Origin of the sequence: Micromonospora sp. DT31 (assembly GCF_049841795.1) — a bacterium.
GTDB lineage: Bacteria > Actinomycetota > Actinomycetes > Mycobacteriales > Micromonosporaceae > Micromonospora.
Genome location: NZ_JBNCKZ010000018.1, coordinates 17,489 through 38,518, shown reverse-complemented (window position 1 = coordinate 38,518; position 21,030 = coordinate 17,489). Strand labels below are relative to the sequence as shown.

At 73.7% G+C, this 21,030-nt stretch carries 22 protein-coding genes; 15 read left to right on the top strand and 7 right to left on the bottom strand.

The features are described from left to right. Window positions 1-96 precede the first annotated feature (96 nt). The 4 genes from ctaD to ACLQ2X_RS23620 all read right to left on the bottom strand — a co-directional run bounded on the left by ctaD (window position 97) and on the right by ACLQ2X_RS23620 (window position 5,301). Complete coding sequence (gene ctaD / locus ACLQ2X_RS23635) at window positions 97-2,100, bottom strand: cytochrome c oxidase subunit I (RefSeq protein WP_425683277.1); 2,004 nt, start codon at window positions 2,098-2,100, stop codon at window positions 97-99. Window positions 2,101-2,187: 87 nt separating this feature from the next. Further along, a complete protein-coding gene (locus ACLQ2X_RS23630; protein ID WP_425683276.1) occupies window positions 2,188-2,919 on the bottom strand; it encodes an ATP-binding protein in 732 nt (243 codons plus the stop codon). Between the two features lie 161 nt (window positions 2,920-3,080). Beyond that, window positions 3,081-4,235 (bottom strand): glycosyltransferase, encoded by a 1,155-nt coding sequence (locus tag ACLQ2X_RS23625; RefSeq protein ID WP_425683275.1) that lies wholly within the window; start codon window positions 4,233-4,235, stop codon window positions 3,081-3,083. An 85-nt stretch (window positions 4,236-4,320) separates the two neighbouring features. Then, complete coding sequence (locus tag ACLQ2X_RS23620) at window positions 4,321-5,301, bottom strand: glucosyl-3-phosphoglycerate synthase (protein WP_425683327.1); 981 nt, start codon at window positions 5,299-5,301, stop codon at window positions 4,321-4,323. A gap of 245 nt (window positions 5,302-5,546) precedes the next feature. On the opposite strand from ACLQ2X_RS23620, the gene ACLQ2X_RS23615 reads away from it, so the two are divergent. The 6 genes from ACLQ2X_RS23615 (at window position 5,547) to ACLQ2X_RS23590 (ending at window position 12,580) form a co-directional block, all read left to right on the top strand. Beyond that, window positions 5,547-6,557 (top strand): Gfo/Idh/MocA family protein, encoded by a 1,011-nt coding sequence (locus ACLQ2X_RS23615; RefSeq protein ID WP_425683274.1) that lies wholly within the window; start codon window positions 5,547-5,549, stop codon window positions 6,555-6,557. Continuing rightward, a complete protein-coding gene (locus tag ACLQ2X_RS23610) occupies window positions 6,550-7,638 on the top strand; it encodes a zinc-dependent alcohol dehydrogenase (protein ID WP_425683273.1) in 1,089 nt (362 codons plus the stop codon). The genes ACLQ2X_RS23615 and ACLQ2X_RS23610 overlap by 8 nt, the downstream gene beginning before the upstream one ends. Before the next feature lie 292 nt (window positions 7,639-7,930). Continuing rightward, on the top strand, window positions 7,931-10,225 hold the full coding sequence (gene secA2 / locus ACLQ2X_RS23605; protein WP_425683272.1) for an accessory Sec system translocase SecA2: 2,295 nt from the start codon (window positions 7,931-7,933) through the stop codon (window positions 10,223-10,225). Window positions 10,226-10,456: 231 nt separating this feature from the next. Further along, window positions 10,457-11,173 carry a GAF and ANTAR domain-containing protein gene (locus ACLQ2X_RS23600; protein WP_425683271.1) on the top strand — a complete coding sequence of 239 codons (717 nt, stop codon included), beginning with the start codon at window positions 10,457-10,459 and terminating at the stop codon, window positions 11,171-11,173. Window positions 11,174-11,248: 75 nt separating this feature from the next. Further along, window positions 11,249-11,749 (top strand): DUF2231 domain-containing protein, encoded by a 501-nt coding sequence (locus ACLQ2X_RS23595; RefSeq protein ID WP_425683270.1) that lies wholly within the window; start codon window positions 11,249-11,251, stop codon window positions 11,747-11,749. Window positions 11,750-11,827: 78 nt separating this feature from the next. After that, the gene (locus tag ACLQ2X_RS23590; protein ID WP_425683326.1) at window positions 11,828-12,580 is read left to right on the top strand and encodes a class I SAM-dependent methyltransferase; all 753 of its coding nucleotides are present in this window, start codon (window positions 11,828-11,830) and stop codon (window positions 12,578-12,580) included. Here the strand turns inward: ACLQ2X_RS23590 and ACLQ2X_RS23585 are convergent. Continuing rightward, a complete protein-coding gene (locus ACLQ2X_RS23585; RefSeq protein ID WP_425683325.1) occupies window positions 12,558-13,508 on the bottom strand; it encodes a DUF3500 domain-containing protein in 951 nt (316 codons plus the stop codon). The two genes, ACLQ2X_RS23590 and ACLQ2X_RS23585, sit on opposite strands and share 23 nt — an antisense overlap. Before the next feature lie 50 nt (window positions 13,509-13,558). Further along, window positions 13,559-13,951, bottom strand: a complete 393-nt coding sequence (locus ACLQ2X_RS23580; protein ID WP_425683269.1) for an ankyrin repeat domain-containing protein — start codon at window positions 13,949-13,951, stop codon at window positions 13,559-13,561. Window positions 13,952-14,018: 67 nt separating this feature from the next. Between ACLQ2X_RS23580 and ACLQ2X_RS23575 the strand changes: the two genes are divergently transcribed. From ACLQ2X_RS23575 to ACLQ2X_RS23535, 9 genes are all read left to right on the top strand, one after another. Then, a complete protein-coding gene (locus tag ACLQ2X_RS23575; protein ID WP_425683268.1) occupies window positions 14,019-14,396 on the top strand; it encodes a signal peptidase I in 378 nt (125 codons plus the stop codon). Between the two features lie 106 nt (window positions 14,397-14,502). Next, window positions 14,503-14,955, top strand: coding sequence for a cysteine dioxygenase (locus tag ACLQ2X_RS23570; RefSeq protein WP_425683267.1), 453 nt, complete (start codon window positions 14,503-14,505; stop codon window positions 14,953-14,955). Window positions 14,956-14,993: 38 nt separating this feature from the next. Then, window positions 14,994-15,485 (top strand): rhodanese-like domain-containing protein, encoded by a 492-nt coding sequence (locus tag ACLQ2X_RS23565; protein ID WP_425683266.1) that lies wholly within the window; start codon window positions 14,994-14,996, stop codon window positions 15,483-15,485. Window positions 15,486-15,537: 52 nt separating this feature from the next. Continuing rightward, window positions 15,538-16,104 carry a winged helix-turn-helix domain-containing protein gene (locus ACLQ2X_RS23560; RefSeq protein WP_425683265.1) on the top strand — a complete coding sequence of 189 codons (567 nt, stop codon included), beginning with the start codon at window positions 15,538-15,540 and terminating at the stop codon, window positions 16,102-16,104. A gap of 227 nt (window positions 16,105-16,331) precedes the next feature. After that, window positions 16,332-16,934 carry a winged helix-turn-helix domain-containing protein gene (locus tag ACLQ2X_RS23555; RefSeq protein ID WP_425683264.1) on the top strand — a complete coding sequence of 201 codons (603 nt, stop codon included), beginning with the start codon at window positions 16,332-16,334 and terminating at the stop codon, window positions 16,932-16,934. 135 nt (window positions 16,935-17,069) lie between these two features. Further along, entirely contained in the window at window positions 17,070-17,699 is a 630-nt protein-coding gene (locus ACLQ2X_RS23550; RefSeq protein WP_425683263.1) for a uridine kinase, read from the top strand. Between the two features lie 186 nt (window positions 17,700-17,885). Beyond that, window positions 17,886-18,284 carry a TraR/DksA family transcriptional regulator gene (locus ACLQ2X_RS23545; RefSeq protein ID WP_425683262.1) on the top strand — a complete coding sequence of 133 codons (399 nt, stop codon included), beginning with the start codon at window positions 17,886-17,888 and terminating at the stop codon, window positions 18,282-18,284. Window positions 18,285-18,331: 47 nt separating this feature from the next. Then, window positions 18,332-19,201 (top strand): DUF72 domain-containing protein, encoded by an 870-nt coding sequence (locus tag ACLQ2X_RS23540; protein ID WP_425683261.1) that lies wholly within the window; start codon window positions 18,332-18,334, stop codon window positions 19,199-19,201. A 292-nt stretch (window positions 19,202-19,493) separates the two neighbouring features. Continuing rightward, window positions 19,494-19,922 carry a DUF2267 domain-containing protein gene (locus tag ACLQ2X_RS23535; protein ID WP_425683260.1) on the top strand — a complete coding sequence of 143 codons (429 nt, stop codon included), beginning with the start codon at window positions 19,494-19,496 and terminating at the stop codon, window positions 19,920-19,922. Here ACLQ2X_RS23535 and ACLQ2X_RS23530 read toward each other — a convergent pair. Further along, window positions 19,912-20,715 (bottom strand): DUF72 domain-containing protein, encoded by an 804-nt coding sequence (locus ACLQ2X_RS23530; RefSeq protein WP_425683259.1) that lies wholly within the window; start codon window positions 20,713-20,715, stop codon window positions 19,912-19,914. The genes ACLQ2X_RS23535 and ACLQ2X_RS23530 overlap by 11 nt on opposite strands. Window positions 20,716-21,030 lie beyond the last annotated feature (315 nt).

Below are 21,030 nucleotides of genomic sequence, written 5' to 3'. Positions count from 1 at the left end.
CCACCCGGGGCTGGGGGGGGCCGCGTGCCGCCCCACCCCCGCGGCCGCGGGGCCGCCCCGCCGGGCGCCGGCCCCGGTCCCCCCCCTGTCGTCCGGTCAGTTCTGCGGGCTGTCGCCGTGCCCGCGCGGGTGCCGCCACCTGTCGTCCGGCTGTTCGTCGCGCTGGTCGCCCAGCGGACCGCTGTCCTGCGGCTCGTCGGTCTCCTCGAAGCTGGCCCGGCGCACGTCGTCCGGCTCCGGCACCTCCACCGGCCGCGCCCCGGACTCCGGCGCCGGCTGGTATTCCGTCGCCTCCCGGGCGCCGTACGCGCCGCCCAGCGACGGCGCCTGCGGTTCGTGCGGCGGGCGGTGCAGTTCCTCGCGGAAGGTCTGCGGCGGTTTGGTGGTGCGCTGCGGCAGGTCGCGGCCGAGTTCGGAGACGAGCGGGCCGTACTTGAGGTCGAACGCCGGCCGCTCCGAGCGGATGCGTGGCAGCCTGTCGAAGTTGCGCAGCGGCGGTGGGCAGGAGGTGGCCCATTCCAGTGAGTTGCCGAAGCCCCACGGGTCGTCCACCGTGACGACCGCGCCGTAGCGCCACGACTTCCAGACGTTCCAGATCAGGAACAGGGTCGACGCGCCGAGCAGGAACGAGCCGACCGTGGAGATCATGTTCAGGGTGGTGAAGCCGTCGCCGGGCAGGTAGTCGGCGTACCGGCGGGGCATACCCTCGCTGCCCAGCCAGTGCTGCACCAGGAACGTGGCATGGAAGCCGACGAACATGGTCCAGAAGTGCATCTTGCCGAGCCGCTCGTCGAGCAGCCGCCCGGTCATCTTCGGGAACCAGAAGTAGAGGCCGCCGAACGCGGCGAACACGATGGTGCCGAACATGACGTAGTGGAAGTGCGCCACCACGAAGTACGAGTCGTGCACCTGGAAGTCGACCGGCGGGCTGGCCAGCAGCACCCCGGTCAGGCCGCCCAGCAGGAAGGTGACCAGGAAGCCGATGGCGAACAGCATCGGCGTCTCGAACGTGATCTGCCCCTTCCACATCGTGCCGATCCAGTTGAAGAACTTCACCCCGGTGGGCACCGCGATCAGATAGCTGAGGATGCTGAAGAACGGCAGCAGCACCTGCCCGGTGGCGAACATGTGGTGCGCCCAGACCGTCATCGACAACACCGTGATCGCGACGGTGGCCAGCACCAGACCGGTGTATCCGAAGATCGGCTTGCGGGCGAAGACCGGGATGATCTCGGTGATGATGCCGAAGAACGGCAGCGCGATGATGTAGACCTCGGGATGGCCGAAGAACCAGAACAGATGCTGCCAGAGCATCGGCCCGCCGGTCGTCGAGTCGTAGACGTGCGAGTGCAGGAGCCGGTCCGAGGCGAGGGCGAACAGCGCGGCGGCCAGCAACGGGAACACGAAGATCACCAGGACGCTGGTGAGCAGCAGGTTCCACGTGAAGATCGGCATCCGGAACATGGTCATGCCGGGCGCGCGCAGGGTCACGATCGTGGTGATCAGGTTGACCGCGCCGAGGATCGTGCCCAGGCCGGAGATGGCCAGGCCGACCACCCACATGTTCGCCCCGACGCCGGGGGAGTGCTGGGCGGTGCTCAGCGGCGTGTACGCGGTCCAGCCGAAGTCCGCCGCGCCGGCCGGGGTGAGGAACCCGCCCACCGCGATCAGGGCGCCGAAGAAGTACAGCCAGTACGCGAACGCGTTGAGCCGCGGGAACGCCACGTCCGCCGCGCCGATCTGCAACGGCACCAGATAGTTGCCGAACCCGAACACCATCGGGGTGGCGAACAGCAACAGCATGATCGTGCCGTGCATGGTGAACAACTGGTTGTACTGCTCGGGGGACACGATCTGCATGCCGGGCCGGGCCAGCTCGGCGCGGATGATCATGGCCAGGAAGCCGCCGATGATGAAGTACGCGAACGACGTGCCCAGATAGAGCAGGCCGATCTGCTTGGCGTCGGTGGTCCGCAGCAACCGCCACAGCGTGTTGCCCTTCACCGCCTCGCGTACCGGGCCGGGGAAACCCCCGAATCGGGCGGGCGCGAGGATCGCGGGCCCCCGGTCTCGTGGTTCCGTGACTACCCGCTTGGGCATGGCATCTCACCCCGTGTGACGACAGAAAGGACGGGCGCGCTTACCCGGCCCTCTGCCCATGTAACCAGGCGAGAGAGGATAATTCGGTCAGTTCGCCGGTAGCATGGCCCAGACGACCTTCCCGGTGCCGACCGGAGTGCTGCCCCAGCGCTGCGTCAACTCCCGCACCAGCATCAGGCCACGGCCCCCCTCCGCGCGCGGGTCGCGGTCGTTCGCCGCGCACGCCTGCGCCGGGCTGCCGTCCATCACCGCCACCCGCAGGTACGGCCGGCGCAGCGTCAACGTGACATGCATCGGGGTGCCGGCGTGTCGGACCACGTTGCCGACCAGCTCGCTGAGCACCAGCGAGGCCGGACCGGCCAACTCCGGCACGTTCCACCTGCCGCACGCCTCGGTGACCAGCTCACGGGCCCGCCGGCAGGCCCCGGTGACCGGCTCCAGCCGGGCCCGCAACCGGGGTGACGCCGACGCGTCGGCGAGCGCCGCCGCCTGCGCGTAGTCCCCGCGCACCGGCACCACCCGGCAGGCCGTGGTCTCGGACAGCCACACCGCCGTCTCCGCGGGCGGGGCGGAGAGCACCATCGGCACGGCCGGCCAGTCGGCCGCCCGCCGGGCCGCCGCGGCGAACACGGACAGCGCCAGCGGCTCGGTGACGTCGATCTTCTCCAGGTCGACCACGAGCGCGTCCGGCTGCGTGGACAGGCACCGGTCCAGCACCTCGTGCACCGCGCGCATCGTGCCCAGGTCCAGGGTTCCGCCCAGCCGCACGACCGTCACCGGAGACTCGTCGCGGACCTCGCACCTGATCCGGGTCGTCATCGCCGTCCTCGTTTCCCGCTCGTCGGAGGATTACGGACGTACCCGGGCCCGGTACCCGCGAAACCGGGCATCCGGTCCGCGAAGGCCCAGGTCAGGGCCGATACGGGCAAACGCCGGCCCGGCCGTGCGGGACGGCCGGGCCGGCGTTGCGGCACGAGGGCTCAGGCCGGCTGCAACGGCATCGCGGCGCCCTGGCGCACCCGGTCGTACAGCTCCACGTAACGCTGGGCCATGCGTTCCGGGGTGAACCGCCGGGCTGCCTCGCGCCGGCACTCGTCCGGTTCCAGCAGGCCGGCGGCGAGGACGAGCTCGCCCAGTTCCTCCTCGTCGGTGGTGAGCAGTCCGGTCCGGCCGTGCTCGACCAGCTCCGGCAGGCAGCCCCGGGCGGTGGACACCACCGGGGTGCCCAACGACAGCGACTCGACCACCGCCGTGCCACCCGGCTCCTCCCAGCGCAGCGGGAACAGCGACGCCCGGGCCGAGGCGAGCAGGTCGTCGCGCTCCTGCCCGGCCACCGTGCCGACCCAGCGCACCTGGTCACCGTCGAGGTACGGCGCGACCTGGTCCTGGAAGAACCGCACGTCCGGGTTCTGGCGGGCCTCGTCGCCGGCGGCGGCCAGATCCGCCGGCCTGTGGTACGGCCCGACCGGCCCGGCCAGCACCAGCCGGAAGCCGGCCTGTCGGGCCAACCTCGCGCCCAGGTCCTGCCCCTTGCCCGGATTGATCCGGCCGAGGATCACCACGTGGTCGCCCTTCGGCACCGCCGGGCGGCGGTCCGCGTCGACCGCCAGCGGGGTGGACAGGTGCACGTGCCCCACCGAGTGGTCCCGCAGCGCCTGCGGCGCCCGCGCCAACTGCGATGCGGACACCCCGTTGACCCGGACCCGGTCCCCGCCGTCGAGGTTGCCGTACAGCTCCGGATGCTTGGCCAGATCCCAGTGCAGCGTGTGCAGCACCGGCGGGGCGTCCGGACCCATCGCCGCCAGGGTGGCCAGGCCGACCGCCTCCACGTGGTCGTGCACCAGGTCGATGTCGTCGCGGGCGTGCACCGCCCGGACCACCCCGGCCAGGTGCGCCTGGGCCACCCCGCAGACCTGGTTGTACGGCCGTTGCAGGGCGGCGAACTGGCCGTCCGGGAAGACCGCGATCTTCTCGTCCACCGGCAGGGTGCTGCTCTCCACCGAGGCGAGCACCACCCGCACGCCCAGCCGGCGCAGCTCCGGCACCAGCGTGGCCACCACGTTCTCGATCCCGCCGTAGCCGGGTGGCGGAACGGACAGCCACGGTCCGGCGTTCATCAGTACGGTGAGCGTCATGCGTCGCCCTCTCTGGTGGTCACGGGGGTCACGTCGGGCCTCTCGTCGGTCGCGGCGGCGCGGCGCGCCGGTTCACCGCCCGCCGTCACGCGGCGACGCGGCGGCGGGGGACCCGGTGCCGCAACTGCGCCAGCGGGGGGCGTTCCTGCACCGACACGTCGTTGACCACGATCTCGCGGTCCAGGTTGGGCAACGCGTCCGAGCCACCCCGGCGGAACTGGGTCAGCAGCGCGGTCGGCGCGGTCCCGGGCGCCGCCCAACCGCGACGCTGCAGCCGTGACCAGGCGGTCAGCATGATCTGCGCGGACATCCGGCCCAACGCGGCGGTGTCCTGGTGCCGGTGCTTGCGCTCACCCAGGTCCACCTGGGCCAACGCGTCCAGCCCGACCAGGTCCAGCAGGTCGATGAGCATCGCCGTCTCCACCCCGTACCCGGTGACGAACGGCACCTGTTCCAACACCGTGCGGCGACCGGCGTACTCGCCGGCCAGCGGCTGCACGAAGCCGGCCAGTTCCGGCCAGAACAGGTTGAGCAGCGGCCGGGCCATCAACTCCGTAACCCGCCCGCCACCGTCGGGCTCCACGCCCGTCGCCCCGACGAGCGGCCGGTGGTAGAAGCCCTTGACGAAGTCCACGCTCGGGTCGGTGAGCAGCGGCCCGAGCAGGCCGGTGACGAAGTGCGGCCGGAACTCCCGCAGGTCGGCGTCGATGAACGCGACCACGTCGCCCTCGGCCGCGGCCAGCCCGGCCCAGAGCGCGTCACCCTTGCCGGTCAACCGGGGCAGCCCGCGCGTCATCGCGTCCTGGCCGACGACCTCCGCGCCGGCCGCGCGCGCCACCTGCGCGGTCCGGTCGGTGGACCGGGAGTCGACGACGATCAGCTCGTCGACAAGCGGTGTCCTGTCCATCAGGTGTTCCCGGACGGTCGCCACGATAGCGCCGACCGTGGCCTCCTCGTTGCGCGCCGGCAGCACCACGCTGACCCGGTTCGCACCCTTGGCCTTCACCAGCCGTTCAGCAGGCCAGTCGCCGGCCGTGCTGGTGCGGTACGTGGCCCACGCCTCCACCACAGGTGAGACGGTCGAATCTGAGTCCCGCACGGGCACCCCCCATTAGTGGCGGAATCGCGGACCATAGTTTTCCCAATCCCGCCTCTGCACTAACCGGATCCTGCCCACCATCCTGATCACCCGGTGCGTGCCGGGGGGTTCCCGGCAGATGAACGTCACGTTGCGGCTCCCGTGCGTTTGGCGCGCGAGCGCCGGGGGGAGTGGTGTCGGCAGCTTTCCAGTCGTGGCGAGAGGTAGGTCGGATGGGTGCGTGCCGGGTGGGACTGGTCGGAGCCGGTGGGGTGGCGCAACGCCACGCCCGGGTGCTCGCCGGATTCGAGGACGTGGAACTGATCGGTGTGACCGACGTCGCACCGGAGGCGGCGCGGGCGCTCGCCGAGCCGTACGGCGCCCGGGTCTTCCGCGACGTCGAGGAACTGCTCGCCGCCGGTCCGGACGCGGTGTACGTCTGCGTGCCGCCGTTCGCGCACGGCCCGGTGGAGGAGGCGGTGGTCGCGGCCGGCGTACCCATGTTCGTGGAGAAGCCGGTCGCTGCCGACCTGGAGACGGCCGAGCGGATCGCGGCGCTCGTGCACGGGCGCGGGCTGCTCACCGGCGTCGGTCACCACTGGCGTTACCTGCACGTGGTGGAGGAGGCCCGGCGGCTGCTCGCCGACCGTCCGGTGCGGATGGTCAACGGCGCCTGGCTGGACAAGGTGCCGCCGGTGGCGTGGTGGGCGCGGCGGGACCGCTCCGGTGGCCCGGTCGTGGAGCAGGCCGCGCACGTGCTGGACCTCGTCCGGCTGCTGGCCGGCGAGGTGACCGAGGTCAGCGCGTACGCCGACGGCAGCCCGCCGCCGGTCGACGGCGCGGACATCGACTCGGTCACCGCGGCCACGTTGCGGTTCGCCTCCGGGGCGGTCGGCACGCTCGCCGCCGCCTGCGTGCTGACCTGGAAGCACCGGGCCGGGGTGGAGATCCTCGCCGACGGGTTGGCGTTGTCGCTGGGCGAGGACGGTTTGACCGTGCGCGACGGCGACGACGAGCGGCACGTGCCCGTCGACCCGGACGACGCCCGGGTCGCCGTCGACCGGGCCTTCGTCGACGCGGTCCGCGGCATCGGCGACGACGTGCGGGTCCCGTACGCCGAGGCGTTGCGCACGCACCGGCTGGCGCTGGCGGTCGCCGAGTCGGCGGCCACCGGTCGGCCGGTGGCGTTGCCGACCGGGCCGGCGGCCCGGCTCGCCGGCGCGGGGGTGACCGTCGATGCGTGACCGGGTGGTGGTGGTGCGGGAACCCGGTCGGGTCGAGCTGGTCGAGCAGGAGCCGCCCGAGCTGCGCGACGGCATGTTCCGGGTGCAGACGCTGTACAGCGGCGTCTCCGCCGGCACCGAACTGAGCTACGTCAAGGGCACCAACCCCTACCTGCACGTCACCTGGGACGCCGCGCTCGGGCTGTTCCGGCCCGGTGAGGCGAGCACCCCGTACCCGGTGACCCGCCTCGGCTACATGCAGGTCGGGCGGGTGGTCGAGAGCCGCACCCCGGCGGTCGCGGAGGGCACGGTCGGCGCCATGACCTACGGGCACCGCAGCGGCTGGGTCGCCGACCCGACGGCCGAGCGGTTCGTGCCGCTGCCCGACGACCTCGACCCGCTGCTCGGCGTCTACGTCGCGCACATGGGGCCGATCTGCGCCAACGGGCTGCTGCACGCCGCCGCCGACCTGTGCGGCACCGACGTGCGCTCCCTCGGCGACGGGGTGCGCGGGCGCCGCGTGGCGGTCGTCGGCAGTGGTGTCGTCGCGCTGCTGACCGCACTGTTCGCCCGCCGGCACGGGGCCGCGTCGGTGGTCGTGGTCGATCCGACGCCCGCCCGCCGGCAGGTGGCCGAGGCGCTCGGTCTGGAGACGCTCGACCCGGACGCGGACGACCCCGCCGTGGTGCTCAAGACCCGGTGGAACCACGCCGCCGGGGACCGCGGCGCGGATGTGGTCTTCCAGTGCCGCGGTCAGGACTGGGCCCTGCAACTTGCGCTGCGCCTGCTGCGCCCCCAGGGCACCGTGATCGACCTGGCGTTCTACCAGGGCGGCGCGGACGCGGTCCGGCTCGGTGAGGAGTTCCACCACAACGGGCTGTCGCTGCGGTGCGCGCAGATCGGCCGGGTGCCGCGCGGACTGACTCCGACCTGGGACCGGGAGCGCCTCTCGGGCGAGACGGTGGAGCTGCTGCGCCAGTACGGCGACCTGATCCGCAAGCACCTGGTCACCGCGGTGGTGCCGCTGGACGAGGCGCCGACCCTGCTGGGCGACCTGGCGCAGCGGCGCCGCTCGGAGTTGCAGGTGGTGCTGACCGGCTGACCGGACGCGCATCGGCAGCCGGCGCGGGACCTCGCGCCGGCTGCCTGTCGAGCTGACCGCGCCCCCGACTCCTCACCCACCCCACCCCGCTCGCCCCGCCCCGGCCCCCCGTGCCCGGATCGCGCCGCCGGCGGTGCGGGGCGGGCGGGTTCGGCAGTGGGGCGCCGTCGGTCGGCGGGGATGCGACCTGCGCCGCACTGAGCTGCGGTTACGGCGGGAAACCCGGACACCGGCCGGCACCCGGGGCGGGCGGGGGTCACAATCGGCTCCGGTTCGCGTACCGTTGCCGCTCATGGGTGTGTCGCAACGGTTGAAGACCAGGTTCCGCCGGTTCCTCCAGCGCCCGGGGACGACTGTCGACCTGGCTCCGCTGGAGAAGCTGCTGCCGGCCATCGAGGCCCGCGAGGCCGACCTGGAACAGCTCTCCGACGAGGAGCTGACCGAGGCCGCCGGGCAGGCGGCGGGGTACGAGGAGATCTGCGCGATCGGCCGTGAGGCGGCCCGGCGCGGGCTCGACCAGCGGCCCTACGACGTGCAGCTGCTCGGCGCGATGGCGCTGCTCTCCGGCAAGGTCGCCGAGATGGCCACCGGTGAGGGCAAGACGCTGACCGCGACCGTGGCCGCGTACGGCCACGTGCGGCTGGGCAACGGCCCGGTGCACGTGCTCACCGTCAACGACTACCTGGCCCGACGCGACGCGGAGTGGATGACGCCGGTCTACGACCTGCTCGGGCTGACCGTGGGCTGGGTCAACGAGGCGTCCACGCCGCAGGAGCGACGGGCCGCCTACGCCTGCGACGTCACCTACGTCTCGGTCAGCGAGGCCGGCTTCGACTTCCTCCGCGACCAGCTCGTCACCGACCTGGACGACCGGGTCCAGCCGCAGCTGAAGACCGCGATCGTGGACGAGGCCGACTCGATCCTCATCGACGAGGCCCGGGTGCCGATGGTGCTGGCCGGTGCGGTCGGCGGCGAGCAGGACCCGGTGCACGCCGCCGCTGCGCTGGTGCGCGGCCTGCGCAGGGGCCGGCACTACACCGTCGCCGAGGACGGACGCAGCGTCGCCTTCACCTCGCTCGGCCTGGCTACGGTCGAGGCCAAGCTGGGCGACATCGACCTGTACGACGCCGAGCACGTGGGGCAGCTCTCCGCGGTGAACGTGGCGCTGCACGCGCACGCCCTGCTGCACCGGGATGTCGACTACATCGTGCGCGACGAGTCGGTGGAGCTGATCGACGAGATGCGCGGTCGCGTCGCCCAGCGTCGCCGCTGGCCGGACGGCCTGCAGGCCGCGGTCGAGGCGAAGGAGGGGCTGGACGCCAGCGCCGAGGGCGAGGTGCTGGGCACGATCACCGTGCAGGCGTACATCGCGCTCTACCCGAAGGTGTGCGGGATGACGGCGACGGCGGTGCTCGTCGGCGACCAGCTCCGGGAGTTCTTCGGGCTGGAGGTGGCGGTCATCCCGCCGAACACCCCGTGCGTGCGTGAGGACGAGCCGGACCGGATCTACGCCACCCGCGCGGAGAAGGAGGAGGCGCTGGTCGACGAGATCACGCGCTGCCACCAGGCGGGGCGGCCGGTGCTGGTCGGCACGCTCGACGTCAAGGAGTCCGAGGGGCTGGCCGCCGCGTTGCGTGCCGCCGACGTGTCGTGCGTGGTGCTCAACGCCAAGAACGACGACGAGGAGGCGGCGATCATCGCCGAGGCCGGCGCGTACGGCGCGGTGACGGTCTCCACCCAGATGGCCGGCCGGGGCGTGGACATCCGCCTCGGGGGCAGCGACCAGGCCGACAGCGAGCGGGTTGCCGAGCTGGGCGGCCTGTACGTGATCGGCAGCGGCCGGCACGACAGCCGCCGGGTCGACGACCAACTCCGCGGCCGTGCGGGTCGCCAGGGCGACCCCGGTGGGTCGGTGTTCTTCGTCAGCCTGGAGGACGACCTGGTGGTGCGGCACGCCGGCGACACGGTTCCGCCGTCGCCGCGGATGAACGCCGACGGTCTGGTCACCGACCCGCAGGTCGACTACGCGGTGGAGCACGCCCAGCGGGTCGCCGAGGGCGTCAACCACGAGATCCACCGCAACACCTGGCGCTACAGCCAGGTGATCGAGCAGCAGCGCAAGGCCCTCGCGGAGCGTCGGGAGCGCCTGCTGACCAGCGACATCGCGGCGCTGATGCTGCTGGAGCGGGTGCCGGACAAGGCCGGTGAGATGGACGAGGACCTGCTCGCCGACGTGGCGCGCAAGATCGCCCTCTACCACCTGGACCGGCTCTGGGCCGACCACCTGGCCGAGTTGTCCGAGGTGCGCGAGGGCGTGCACCTGCGGGCGCTGGGCCGGCTGGACCCGCTGGACGAATTCCACCGCAGCGCGGTGCCGGCGTTCAACGCGTTGGTTCCGGAGATCGAGACGCGTACGGTCGCCACGTTCGAGGAGACCGAGTTCGACGAGGGCTGGGAGCCGGACGCCGCCAAGCTGGTGCGCCCGAGCGCCACCTGGACGTACCTCGTGCACGACAACCCGTTCGGCTCGGAGCTGGACCGGCTGATCGCCTCGGTGGGTCGCCGGCTCATCTCCGGCTCCCGCTGACCGCCGCCGCCGGGCCCGCCCGGCACGACGCGGGCGGGCCCGGGCCGCGGTCGCGGCCGGTGCGGGCCCTTTTTGCGCGGTTTCGCGCATGGGCTGCGAGGGTAGTAGGTCGGGGCTCGGCCAAGGGAGGACGGACATGGGACAGGCGACGCCGCCGCACGGGAGGACCGCGTCCACGGGCGCGGGGGTGGCGGGGGCCGCGACCCGGTGAACCTCGACACGCGCCAACCGATGACCGACGACCTTGGTGTGCTGGAGACCGCCGCGCTGCTGCGTGAGCTGACCGCCGGGCTGATCGGGGCGGCCGGCTTCGGCGAGGCGCTGGACCGCCTGGTGCGGATCACCCGCGACGCCGTTCCGGGGATCGACTGCTGCGGGTTCACCGCGCTGCGTGCCGGCGAGCCGGTCGGCGTGGTCGCCTCGGACCCGGACCGGGCGGAGCTGGACGACCTGCGGCACGGCCCGGACACGCCGGCGATGACCGCCATCCGTCGCCGCGAGATGATCATCGCAGGTGGGTTGGACGGCGAGGACCGCTGGCCGGCCTGGAGCGCCCGCGCCCGCGCGCTCGGCGTGCACGGGGTGATCTCCACACCGGTGGACGTCGACGAGCAGGTCATCGGGGCGATCAACCTGTACGCCGACACGCCGCGGGCGCTCACGCCCCGGCACCAGCTCACCGCGATGCTGCTCGCCGAGCACGCCGGCCTGCTGCTGGCCGCGGCGCGGGACCGGGAACGGGAGGCCGACCGGGCCGGCCGGATCGACGACAAGTTGCTGGCCGAGGGGGTCGTCGGGCAGGCCGTCGGCGTCATCATGACGCAGCGGGGCTGCCCCGCCCCGGAGGCCCTGGCGGTGCTGCGCAGCGCGGCGTCCTCGTTGGACATTCCGCTGCGTGAGGTGGCCGAGCGGCTCGTGCTCACCGTGTCCAGGCCTCGGGACAACTGACCACTTCCGTTTCACCCCGTCGGCTCTCGGGTAGCACCCTGAACTGGTGAGCTGCGCCGACCTGGGGAGGAAGCGATGCAGAGCCGGCTGAGGGTGCAGGGGCACCCGATCCAACCCATGCTGGTGACGTTCCCGTTCGGACTCTTCGTCAGTGCGGTGGTCTTCGACCTGGCCGACGTCGCCGGTGGTCCGGCGTTCCTGGGTGAGGTGGGCTACTGGACGGCGGTGGCGGCCCTGGTCGCCGCCGGGCTGACCACGGTCGCCGGGCTGGTCGACCTGTGGGACGTGCGGGCCGGCCGGACCAGCCGCACCGTGCTGACGTTCAATCTGGTCAACGCCGTGATGGCGGGCCTGTTCCTGCTCACCTGCCTGATCCGGGCGCAGTCGCCGCAGCGGGGAGTCACCGGCGCCCTGCTCGCCGCCGAGCTGGTCGCGCTGGCCGTCGGCGCGGTCGGCGTGGCCCTGGGCGCTCGGCTGATGCAGCAACTCGACCAGGGTGGGGCGGCCGAGTCGTCCGGCTTCGGCGACGTGCCGGCCGGGTCCACCGTGGAGATCGCCCGCCCGCGGCCGTTCTGACCCGTCCGGCACGTCGGTCGGCGGGGCAAAACCCGTTGCCGGGGGCGGGTCGGACCCCGCAGGCTCGCATCCGTGCACATCGAGCGGACCTTCGAGGATCTGGTCGCCGAGGCCCAGGCGGCGCCGGTCGACGGGTGGGGTTTTTCCTGGCTGCGCGGACGCGCCACCGAGGAGCGCCCACCGTGGGGCTATGCCCGCCTGGTCGGCGACCGGATGGCCGGCGTCGGGGCGGCGCTGGACATCGACACCGGCGGGGGAGAGGTGCTGGCCGAGGTGCCCACCCCACCTCTGCTGCTGGTCGCCACCGAGGCGTGGCCGCCGAACGTGCCGGTCGCCCGCCGCAACCTGCGCCGGGTCGGCGCGACCGTGGTGCGGGTGGCCGACCGGCCGCCGCTGCCGTTGCGGGACGAGGCGTTCGACCTGGTGGTGAGCCGGCACCCGGTGCACACGTGGTGGTCCGAGGTGGCCCGGGTGCTGCGCCCCGGTGGCGGTTACCTGTCCCAGCAGATCGGCCCGGGCACGGTGCGCGAGTTGAGCGAGGCGATCCTCGGGCCGTTGCCGCCGCCGGAGCACCGTCACCCCGAGGTGGCGGTCGCCGAGGCCGAGGCCGCCGGGCTGCGGGTGGTGGACCTGCGCACCGCCACGCTGCGTACCGTCTTCCACGACATCGGCGCGGTGGTCTGGTTCCTGCGCAAGGTGGTGTGGACGGTGCCGGGTTTCACCGTCGACCGGCACCGGGCCGAGCTGCGCCGCCTGGACACGCGGATCCGGGCCGAGGGGCCGTTCGTCGCCTACGCCCGTCGGTTCCTCATCGAGGCGCGTCGCGGTTGACCGGCTGGTGCGCGGCGGCGTGGTGCGCGGCCAGCACGTCGGCGCCGAAGTCGCCGGCCGGGCGGCGCAGCACGGTGTGTGCGTGGTTGCCGTCGGCGGCGGTGTTGTCGTACTCGATCAGCAGGTCCTCGCCCTGCACCCGGTAGTAGTGTCGCCGGCCGGGCTCGGGCGGCCCGGCCCAGGCGAAGTGCAGTTCCCCGCCGTCGAGCCGGGCGGCCTCCCGGGCCGCCAACTCCGGCGGGAGTCGGTCGAGGTAGAGCGCGACGAGCCGGTCGAGCAGCGCCCGCCCGGTCGGGCCGAGCCGCCCCCTGGGTGCGCCCAGCGGGTCGAGCCGACCGGGTGCGGTGGGCCGGGTGGCGCTGATGATGTCGGCGGGCGCCTCCTCTGCGATCACCGCGGCGGACCGTCCGCCCGGGCCGAGGGCGTCCAGCAGCTCGCGGGCCAGGTCCTCCTCCGGGCCGAGCGGGCGGGAGACGGGTCGGCCGGCGTGCCGGACGGTGGCCGGGTTGGCGCCCAGGAAGATCGGCGCCGGGGAGACCCGGTCGTCGGCGACTGTCATGCTCACCGACAGGTGGTGCCCCTCGAACCGCCAGGCCCAGTGCTCGTCGCCGGCCGGGTCGCCGAAGAGCGCCACCCGGTAGTCGCGGCTGTGCCGGCCGCGTCGCCACCCCTCGGCCCGGTCCAGCACCTCCTCCAGCGCCATCACGGTCATGGCCTGGGCGTAGGCGGCCGGGCTGAGCGCGGTGGCGAGCAGCCGGTGCGCGGCCTTCGCGGCGACGACGTCGAGATCGGCGAGGGCCACCCCGGGGCGGGGCCGGGGTCGGTACTCCAGCCACCGCCGCGCCGGCTCGTCGTCGAAGTCGTGCCGGGCGAGCTGCCGGGCCGGCTCGTCCAGGGCGGCCAGCAACGCCCCGGCCGCCGCGCGCATCTGCTCGGGTACGGGATCCTCCACCGTCCCTGTATACCGTCCGGCCCGGCTCACTCGCGGCCGAGCAACGTCAGCATGTCGGACAGCTTGAAGAACCGGGCGGTCTCGACCGCCGAGGGGCCGCCGTGGTCCGGGTCGGCCCCGGCGTCGAGCAGTGCGCGGACCGCGCCGGCGTCGCGGCGGAACACCGCCGCGGCGAGCGCGGTCTGTCCCCGGTCGTTGGCGCGTGCCGGGTCGGCCCCGCGGGCGAGCAGCGCGGCCACCGTGTCGGCGTGGGCGTGGTATGCGGCGAGGATCAGCAGCGTGTCGCCCTTGGCGTTGGTGAGGTTCACCGGCAGTCCGGCGTCCACGTTGGCGGCGAGCTCCTCGGTCGCGCCGGCGCGGGCCAGGTCGAACATGCGGTGGGCGAAGGCGATCGTCTCGTCGTCGAGTTCGTCGGGCATCCGCCCAGGTTATGGCGTCGCGGTCGGGTGCGCCTGGTAGCTTGCGCAGCCGGGCAGGGAGGCGGGCATGGACGATCGGGTGTACGTGGGCAACGCCGCGCTGGACGGCGCGGCGGACGCCGGTTGGCTGTTGGGGCACTTCAAGCCGGTCGGTGACGTGCGGCACAGCAGCGAGGTGGAGGTGAAGTGGGGCGTGCACCCGGCGGGGGAGGCCCGGTCCCGGTGGGCCACAGGCGAGCGGCGTACCGCCCTGCTGGTGCTGATCAGCGGCGCGTTCCGGATCGAGTTGCCGGACCGGACCGTGGTGTTGCGCGCGCCGGGTGACTACGTGGTGTGGGGTCGGGGCGTGGATCACTCCTGGTACGCCGAGCGCGAGTCCACGGTGCTCACCGTCCGGTGGCCGTCGGTGCCCGGGTACCGGGTGGCGCCGCCGGTGCGGCGCTGACCGCTCCTCGACGGGTGTCCCACCATTCGGTATTACCTACTAATCCCATAGGGTTTACCGCCTAAGCTGTGTGGCACCTACCGCCGCACCGTGAGGACCCGCGCCGATGGCCCGCCCCGCCCCCACCGACCTGCTCGCCGTCGCCGCCCGCTGGGCCGACCCGACCGGCTGGCCGGTGGCGCTGCGGTTCGCGGCTCCCGAACGGTGGTACGCCCGCCTGCACGCCGACGACGGGCACGAGGTGTGGGCGCTGAGCTGGCTGTCCGGGCAGGGCACCGACCTGCACGACCACGGCGGCAGCGCCGGCGCGTTCCTGGTCGTGGCCGGCGCGCTCACCGAGGAGACGGTCCACGCCGGACGGCTGCGACCGCACCGCCTGGACACCGGCACCGGCCGACGCTTCGGCGTCCACCACGTGCACCGGGTCACCAACACCGCCGACCAGCCCGCGCTAAGCGTGCACGTCTACCGGCCGGCGCTGAGCCGGATGACCCGCTACCACCTCCGCGACGGCCGGCTGCGGGTCGCCGAGGTGGCCGAGGCCGGCGTCGCCTGGTGAAGCCGCCCCCGCACCCCGACGAACGGAAGGACGCCACGATGGCGCAGACCCCCACCCGCACCGGGCACGGTCCGGTCCCCCCGGCCGGCTCGCGGGGCATCGACGAGATCCTCGCCGCCGCCCGGGCGCGGCTGCGCCGCCTGGAGCCCGAGCAGGCCCACCTGCGATGTCGCGCCGGGGCGCTGCTCGTCGACATCCGCCCCGCCGGCCAACGCGCCGCGCAGGGCACCGTACCGGGCGCGCTCACCGTCGAGCGCAACGTCCTGGAGTGGCGCTTCGACCCGCGCTGCGCGGCCCGGCTGCCACAGGCGGTCGACTACGACGTACCGGTGATCGTCCTGTGCCAGGAGGGCTACACCTCGTCGCTGGCCGCCGCCGCACTGAAGGACCTCGGCCTGCACCGCGCCACCGACGTGATCGGCGGCTTCGCCGCCTGGCGCATCGCCGGGCTGCCCGCCCTCGGTCCCACCCCGCCGACCCGACCCTCGAACACCGCGCCCCCGGTCGTCGCCGGCCGCGCAGCGCGCTGACCGCCCCGCCGCACCCGGCGGGGCGGGGCGACCGCCCGCACAGGAGGCTCCCATGTCCGTCGTCGCCCTCAACACCCGTCCGGCCCGCGCGGGCCGTCCCGACCGGGCCCTGCCGCCCCGGCCGCGTACCGTACCGACCCTGACCATCACCCTCGACCTGGGTGCCGGCCCGCTCACTCCCGGCCTGGCCCGCCTGGTGGCCGTCCTGGACGACCTCGTCGCCTCCGGCGAGGGTCTGGTCGGCCCGGACGAGCAACCGGCCGCCCGCGCCGTGCCCGACATGCGCCCGGTGGCCGCGCCGCAGGCCGCCGGGCCCGGCACGGTACGCCTCCTCACCGGCACCCACCGGGTCCGGGTCGGCGACGCCGACGTCCCGCTCACCCGCATCGAGTACGAACTGCTGCTGTTCCTCGTGGAGCACCCCCGCCGGGTGTTCACGCGCCGGCAACTGCTCGCGCACGTCTGGGGCTACGACCACGCGGTGGCCCGCACGGTGGACGTGCACGTGCGCCGGCTGCGGGCCAAGTTCGGCCCGGACACACCGCTGGTGACCACCGTGCACGGCGTCGGCTACCGCCTCGCCGACGGCGCCCCGATCGAGGTGGAGCACGACGCCTGAGCCCGGTGAGGTCAACCGGCCGGGGACCCCCGCTGCCGTCCCGTTGCGTGGTTCTGCTGTAATCAACGAGTCTCACACGCAGAGCGAGCAGGCGGCTCCGGTGTGTTCGTCAATTGTCACGTTCCTGCAACGCGGCCGCCTCTTGACCGCCGCACAGGCGCCGGGAAGCATCGACGAAGCGGCGTCCCGGGCCGTGGGGGAGACAGCCGGACCAGCCAAGGAGGACCATGTCGGTCAGCCCCGCCTCGCCGCGCGCCGGATGGCATACGTCCCAACCCGCGGTCCCCGGCCGGCCCCCCGGTGGCCAGCGTCGCCCCACCAGCGCCGCGACGCCCGTGCTCACCGTCACCCTGAACATCCCCCTGGCCGGTGACGAGTCGCTCACCCCGGCCGCCCGCCAGCTGCTCGACGCCGCGCGCGAACTCGTCGAACGCGGCGAGGCGGTGGTCAGCGCCGGACCGGCCGAACGTCGCCCCGACGCCCCGGCGGCCGCCCGCGCCCCGGCCCGCCCGCTCGCCCCGACCATCCCGGCCCTGCACATCCTGGCCGCGTCCCGGTCGGTGCTGCGCGACGGCGAGTCGCTGCCGCTGACCCGGCTGGAGTTCGACCTGCTGCTGCACCTGGTCGCGCACCCGCGACGGGTGTTCACCCGGCTGCAACTGCTCACCGCGGTCTGGGGATACGAGCACGCCGGCGTCCGCACCGTCGACGTGCACGTGCGCCGGCTGCGCGGCAAGGTCGGCGTGGACGTGCCGCTCGTCACCACCGTGTACGGCGTCGGCTACCGGCTCGCCGACGACGCCCGGGTGACCATCGACCGCACCGGATGACCCCCGGGCGGGCGGAGCACCCACCGCCGACCGGGCCCGGGCCGAACACCCACCGCTGACCGGGCCCGGACGGAGCCCCGACCGCCCGGACCGATCACGTGGCGGCCCGCCCCACGCCCCGGGCAGGATGGTCCGGTGCGCGTCCGCCCGATCAGTCCCGACCGGCTCGTCGCCGAGCTGGTCGGGCGCCTCGCGCCCACCGGGCCGCCCGGCCGGCTGCGGGTCGCCGTGGACGGGCCGCCCGCCGCCGCGCCGGACACCCTCGCCGGCGCCCTCGTCGATCCGCTGCGCGCCGCCGGACGGCCCACGGTGCACGTGCGCGCCGCCGACTTCCTCCGCCCCGCCTCCGTACGCCTGGAGCACGGACGCACCAACCCGGACGCGTACTACGCGGGCTGGCTCGACGAGCCCGGTCTGCGCCGGGAGGTGCTCGACCCGGCCGGCCCGGGCGGCTCCGGTCGACTGCTGCCCTCCCTGTGGGACGCCGACGCCGACCGGGCCAGCCGCGCCGCGTACCGGGAACTGCCGGCCGGCGGGGTGGTCCTGGTCAGCGGCGCGCTGCTGCTCGGCGGCACGCTGCCGTTCGACCTCACCGTGCACCTCGTGCTGTCCCCGGCGGCGCTGGCCCGGCGCACCGACCCGGCGCTGCGCTGGACGCTGCCAGCCTTCGCCCGCTACGCCGAGGAGGTCGACCCGGCCTCCTTCGCCGACGTGGTGGTCCGGGTCGACGACCCTCTCCGACCGGCGCTGGTCGAGGCCGGCTGACCAGCGGTTTCTACCGGGTCCAGAACTCACCGGAAACACTCAGGAAACAGTCGGTTTGGCCGCTCGGAGGCGAGGGTAATCGCCCGGCTCACAGAGCGTAGGTGATCTCGTCGCCCGCGCACACAGTCGGACCGTTGCGGGGCGCAGGCCCCGCAGCGGTATGAGGACGTAGGAAGGCAGGCAGCGATGCTCGTCCACGACACGACGGCCACGAGCCGCTCCCAGGCGGAGGTCGACCAGATCCGGCAGTCCCTGCGGTCGCGGTACGACGAGCTGACCGCCGAGTACGAGCACACCATGGCGCAGAGCCAGGTGCTGCGGCTGGTGGAGGTCGGGGACACCGCCGGCGACGACCAGGCCGACAGTGGCACCAAGACCGCCGAGCGGGACACCGCGCAGTCGCTGCTGCGCACCATCCTGGAGCGGCGGGCCCAGTTCGAGCACGCGCTGGCCCGGCTCGACGAGGGCACCTACGGCTTCTGCGAGGGCTGCACCGCGCCGATCCCGGTCGAGCGCCTGGAGATCTTCCCCTCCGCCACGTGCTGCGTGACCTGTAAGCAGACCCGGGAGCGGCGGGCGGCCTGAGACGTCGAGAGGTTGCCGGTCGGTCCGGGACGCGGTGGAGTTCGCCAATGGGTGAGATCCTGGTGGGCACCGCCTCGTGGACCGACCGGACGTTGCTCGACTCCGGCTGGTACCCGGCGAGCGCCGACACCCCGGAGCGTCGGCTGGCCTACTACGCCCGCCAGTTCCCGCTCGTCGAGGTGGACGCCACGTACTACTCGCCGCCGGCCGAGCGGACCGCCCGGCTGTGGGCCGATCGCACCCCGCCGGGGTTCACCTTCAACGTCAAGGCGTTCAGCCTGCTGACCGGCCACCCCACCCGGGTGTCGGCGCTCTACAAGGACCTGCGGCCGGACACCGAGAAACGCACCGTCTACCCGGGTGACCTGCCCGCGCAGGCGTACGAGGAGGTCTGGACCCGCTTCCTGTCCGCCCTGGACCCGCTCGTCGACGCCGGCAAGCTCGGCGTGCTGCTGTTCCAGTTCCCGCCCTGGTTCACCATCCGGCGGGACAACAAGCAGTACCTGCTGGAGGTGGCCCGGCGGTGCGCGCCGCTGCGCCCGGCCGTGGAGTTCCGGCACGCCTCCTGGTTCGACGGCGACAACGCCGCCGAGACCCTGGACCTCCTGCGCGCCCACGACCTGCCGTTCGTCTGCGTGGACATGCCCCAGGGACACAAGTCGTCCGTACCCCCGGTGCTGGCCGCCACCGCCGACCTCGCGGTGGTCCGCTTCCACGGGCACAGCGACAGGTGGACCAGCAAGGACATCCACGAGAAGTTCGGCTACGACTACTCGAAGCGGGAACTGCGCGACTGGGCCCCGAAACTGCGCGAGCTGGCCGGCGAGACCGAACGCACGCATGTGCTGATGAACAACTGCTACCGGGACAACGCGCAGCGCAACGCCCGTACGCTCGTCGACCTGCTGGCCGACTGACGCCTCACCCGACCCGGGTGAGGCCGCCTCACCCCGGCGACACGCAGCATGGACGGTGTGCGCGCCGCACCGGCCGAAGCGGCGCCGCGACGAGGAGGTGGGTCATGACGGTACGGGTGGTGGTGGACCGACGCCGCGGTGGCGTACTGCACGTGGTCGGCGGCTCCGAGGCGCCCCGGCGCGACGAACGGCCCGGCCGGTCGAGTCCGACCCGGTCGTGGCGAGGCCCCAGCGGTCCGCCGCGACGCGCCGACGACCGACGCTGGGAGACCGACGCACGGGGGTGAGCCCGATGGCCGAGCACCTGATGTCCGCGTTCGAGTCCTCGCTGGACAAGACGCACCTGATGCTCAAGGAGATCGAGTCCGCGTACGGCTGGCCGAAGGAGCGGCGCAACCAGTCCTACGCCGCGTTGCGCACCATGCTGCACCTGCTGCGCGACCGGATGCCGGTGCAGGAGAGCGCCGAGTTCGCCCAGCAGTTGCCGGTGCTGGTGCGGGGCATCTACTTCGACGGTTGGCAGCCGGAGAACGTGCCGATCAAACTCAACCGCGACGACGTCCTCTACGAGGTCCGCCAGGGCTTCCCGTACGACGTCGAGGGCGGCGCGCAGCGGGTGGTGCAGGTCGTGCTGGACACGCTGCGCCGGCACGTCACCCAGGGTGAGTGGCAGGACGTCAGGTCGACCCTGCCGCAGGATCTGCGTCAGCTCATTCCCTGACCCGACCCGGACCGGCCCGTCCCGCCCCCTCGGCGGGGCGGGCCGCCGGCGTCCGGGAGACGGGCAGCCCGGCCCGCCGGGCCGCCCCGGCGAACGCCACCGCGTCGGTGATCGCCGCGCCGCCCGGGTCGTTGTTGAAGTAGACGTACGCCGGCTCGTCGCCGTCGAACGCGTCGGCCAGCCGGCGGACCCAACCGGCCAGCGCCGCCCGGCCGTAGCGCGGCCACGGCCGGGCCCGCCCCTCGTGCAGCCGCAGGTAGCCGAAGCCGGCGGTGTGCCACAGCGGGGTGATCGGGCGGCTGAGCCGGTCGGCCCAGACCAGCGCCGCCCGGTGGCGTTCCAGCACCCGGCGGGTGTCGTCGGTCCACCACGACGGGTGCCGCGGCTCCACCGCCACCCGCACGTCGGCGGGGAACAGCCGCAGCACGGCGGCCAGCGCGTCCGGGTCGGCCCGCAGCGTCGGCGGCAACTGGACCAGCACCGGCCCGAGCCGGTCACCGAGGCCGGATGCCCGGTCCAGGAAGCGGGCCACCGGCTCGACCGGGTCCCGCAGCCGCTTCACATGGGTCAGGTAGCGGCTCATCTTCACCGCCACGCAGAAGTCGTCCGGCGTACGAGCCCGCCAGGCGGCGAACGTGTCCCGTTCGGGCAGCCGGTAGAACGCGTTGTTCACCTCGACCGTGGCGAACCGCGCGGCGTAGTGCTCCAGCCAGGCCCGTTGCGGCACCCCGGCCGGGTAGAACCGTTCCCGCCAGTCCCGGTACTGCCAGCCGGACGTGCCGAGGAGGATCATCGCGGTGCCCTCAGGGGAGGGTGACCCGGTGTCGGCTCCGGCTGCGTCACGGGCACCTCCTCGCGTGTCGTCCTTCCGCCATCCTGACACCGACCGCGGCCGTCCGCTTCCCGACCGGAACTGCCGGTGTGGCGCGCTCCGGACGTCTACGGTGTGGTTAGAGAAGATCGAGAGTGGGGTACCACCCGCTGCACACGGACCCCGAAGCACCGAGGGAGCACCCATGGCACTGAACGACGACGACATCCAGACCAGCGGCGGCAGCGGCCTGGAAGGCCCGGCTGACGGCGGCGCCACCCCGGGTCAGCACGACGG

What these genes read in the sequence shown, in the direction of transcription:
- ctaD (WP_425683277.1), bottom strand. Translation starts at nt 2,100, where the DNA reads ATGCCCAAGCGGGTAGTCACGGAACCACGAGACCGGGGGCCCGCGATC.
- ACLQ2X_RS23630 (WP_425683276.1), bottom strand. Translation starts at nt 2,919, where the DNA reads ATGACGACCCGGATCAGGTGCGAGGTCCGCGACGAGTCTCCGGTGACG.
- ACLQ2X_RS23625 (WP_425683275.1), bottom strand. Translation starts at nt 4,235, where the DNA reads ATGACGCTCACCGTACTGATGAACGCCGGACCGTGGCTGTCCGTTCCG.
- ACLQ2X_RS23615 (WP_425683274.1), top strand. Translation starts at nt 5,547, where the DNA reads ATGGGTGCGTGCCGGGTGGGACTGGTCGGAGCCGGTGGGGTGGCGCAA.
- ACLQ2X_RS23610 (WP_425683273.1), top strand. Translation starts at nt 6,550, where the DNA reads ATGCGTGACCGGGTGGTGGTGGTGCGGGAACCCGGTCGGGTCGAGCTG.
- secA2 (WP_425683272.1), top strand. Translation starts at nt 7,931, where the DNA reads ATGGGTGTGTCGCAACGGTTGAAGACCAGGTTCCGCCGGTTCCTCCAG.
- ACLQ2X_RS23600 (WP_425683271.1), top strand. Translation starts at nt 10,457, where the DNA reads ATGACCGACGACCTTGGTGTGCTGGAGACCGCCGCGCTGCTGCGTGAG.
- ACLQ2X_RS23595 (WP_425683270.1), top strand. Translation starts at nt 11,249, where the DNA reads ATGCAGAGCCGGCTGAGGGTGCAGGGGCACCCGATCCAACCCATGCTG.
- ACLQ2X_RS23585 (WP_425683325.1), bottom strand. Translation starts at nt 13,508, where the DNA reads ATGCGCGCGGCGGCCGGGGCGTTGCTGGCCGCCCTGGACGAGCCGGCC.
- ACLQ2X_RS23580 (WP_425683269.1), bottom strand. Translation starts at nt 13,951, where the DNA reads ATGCCCGACGAACTCGACGACGAGACGATCGCCTTCGCCCACCGCATG.
- ACLQ2X_RS23575 (WP_425683268.1), top strand. Translation starts at nt 14,019, where the DNA reads ATGGACGATCGGGTGTACGTGGGCAACGCCGCGCTGGACGGCGCGGCG.
- ACLQ2X_RS23570 (WP_425683267.1), top strand. Translation starts at nt 14,503, where the DNA reads ATGGCCCGCCCCGCCCCCACCGACCTGCTCGCCGTCGCCGCCCGCTGG.
- ACLQ2X_RS23565 (WP_425683266.1), top strand. Translation starts at nt 14,994, where the DNA reads ATGGCGCAGACCCCCACCCGCACCGGGCACGGTCCGGTCCCCCCGGCC.
- ACLQ2X_RS23560 (WP_425683265.1), top strand. Translation starts at nt 15,538, where the DNA reads ATGTCCGTCGTCGCCCTCAACACCCGTCCGGCCCGCGCGGGCCGTCCC.
- ACLQ2X_RS23555 (WP_425683264.1), top strand. Translation starts at nt 16,332, where the DNA reads ATGTCGGTCAGCCCCGCCTCGCCGCGCGCCGGATGGCATACGTCCCAA.
- ACLQ2X_RS23545 (WP_425683262.1), top strand. Translation starts at nt 17,886, where the DNA reads ATGCTCGTCCACGACACGACGGCCACGAGCCGCTCCCAGGCGGAGGTC.
- ACLQ2X_RS23540 (WP_425683261.1), top strand. Translation starts at nt 18,332, where the DNA reads ATGGGTGAGATCCTGGTGGGCACCGCCTCGTGGACCGACCGGACGTTG.
- ACLQ2X_RS23535 (WP_425683260.1), top strand. Translation starts at nt 19,494, where the DNA reads ATGGCCGAGCACCTGATGTCCGCGTTCGAGTCCTCGCTGGACAAGACG.
- ACLQ2X_RS23530 (WP_425683259.1), bottom strand. Translation starts at nt 20,715, where the DNA reads ATGATCCTCCTCGGCACGTCCGGCTGGCAGTACCGGGACTGGCGGGAA.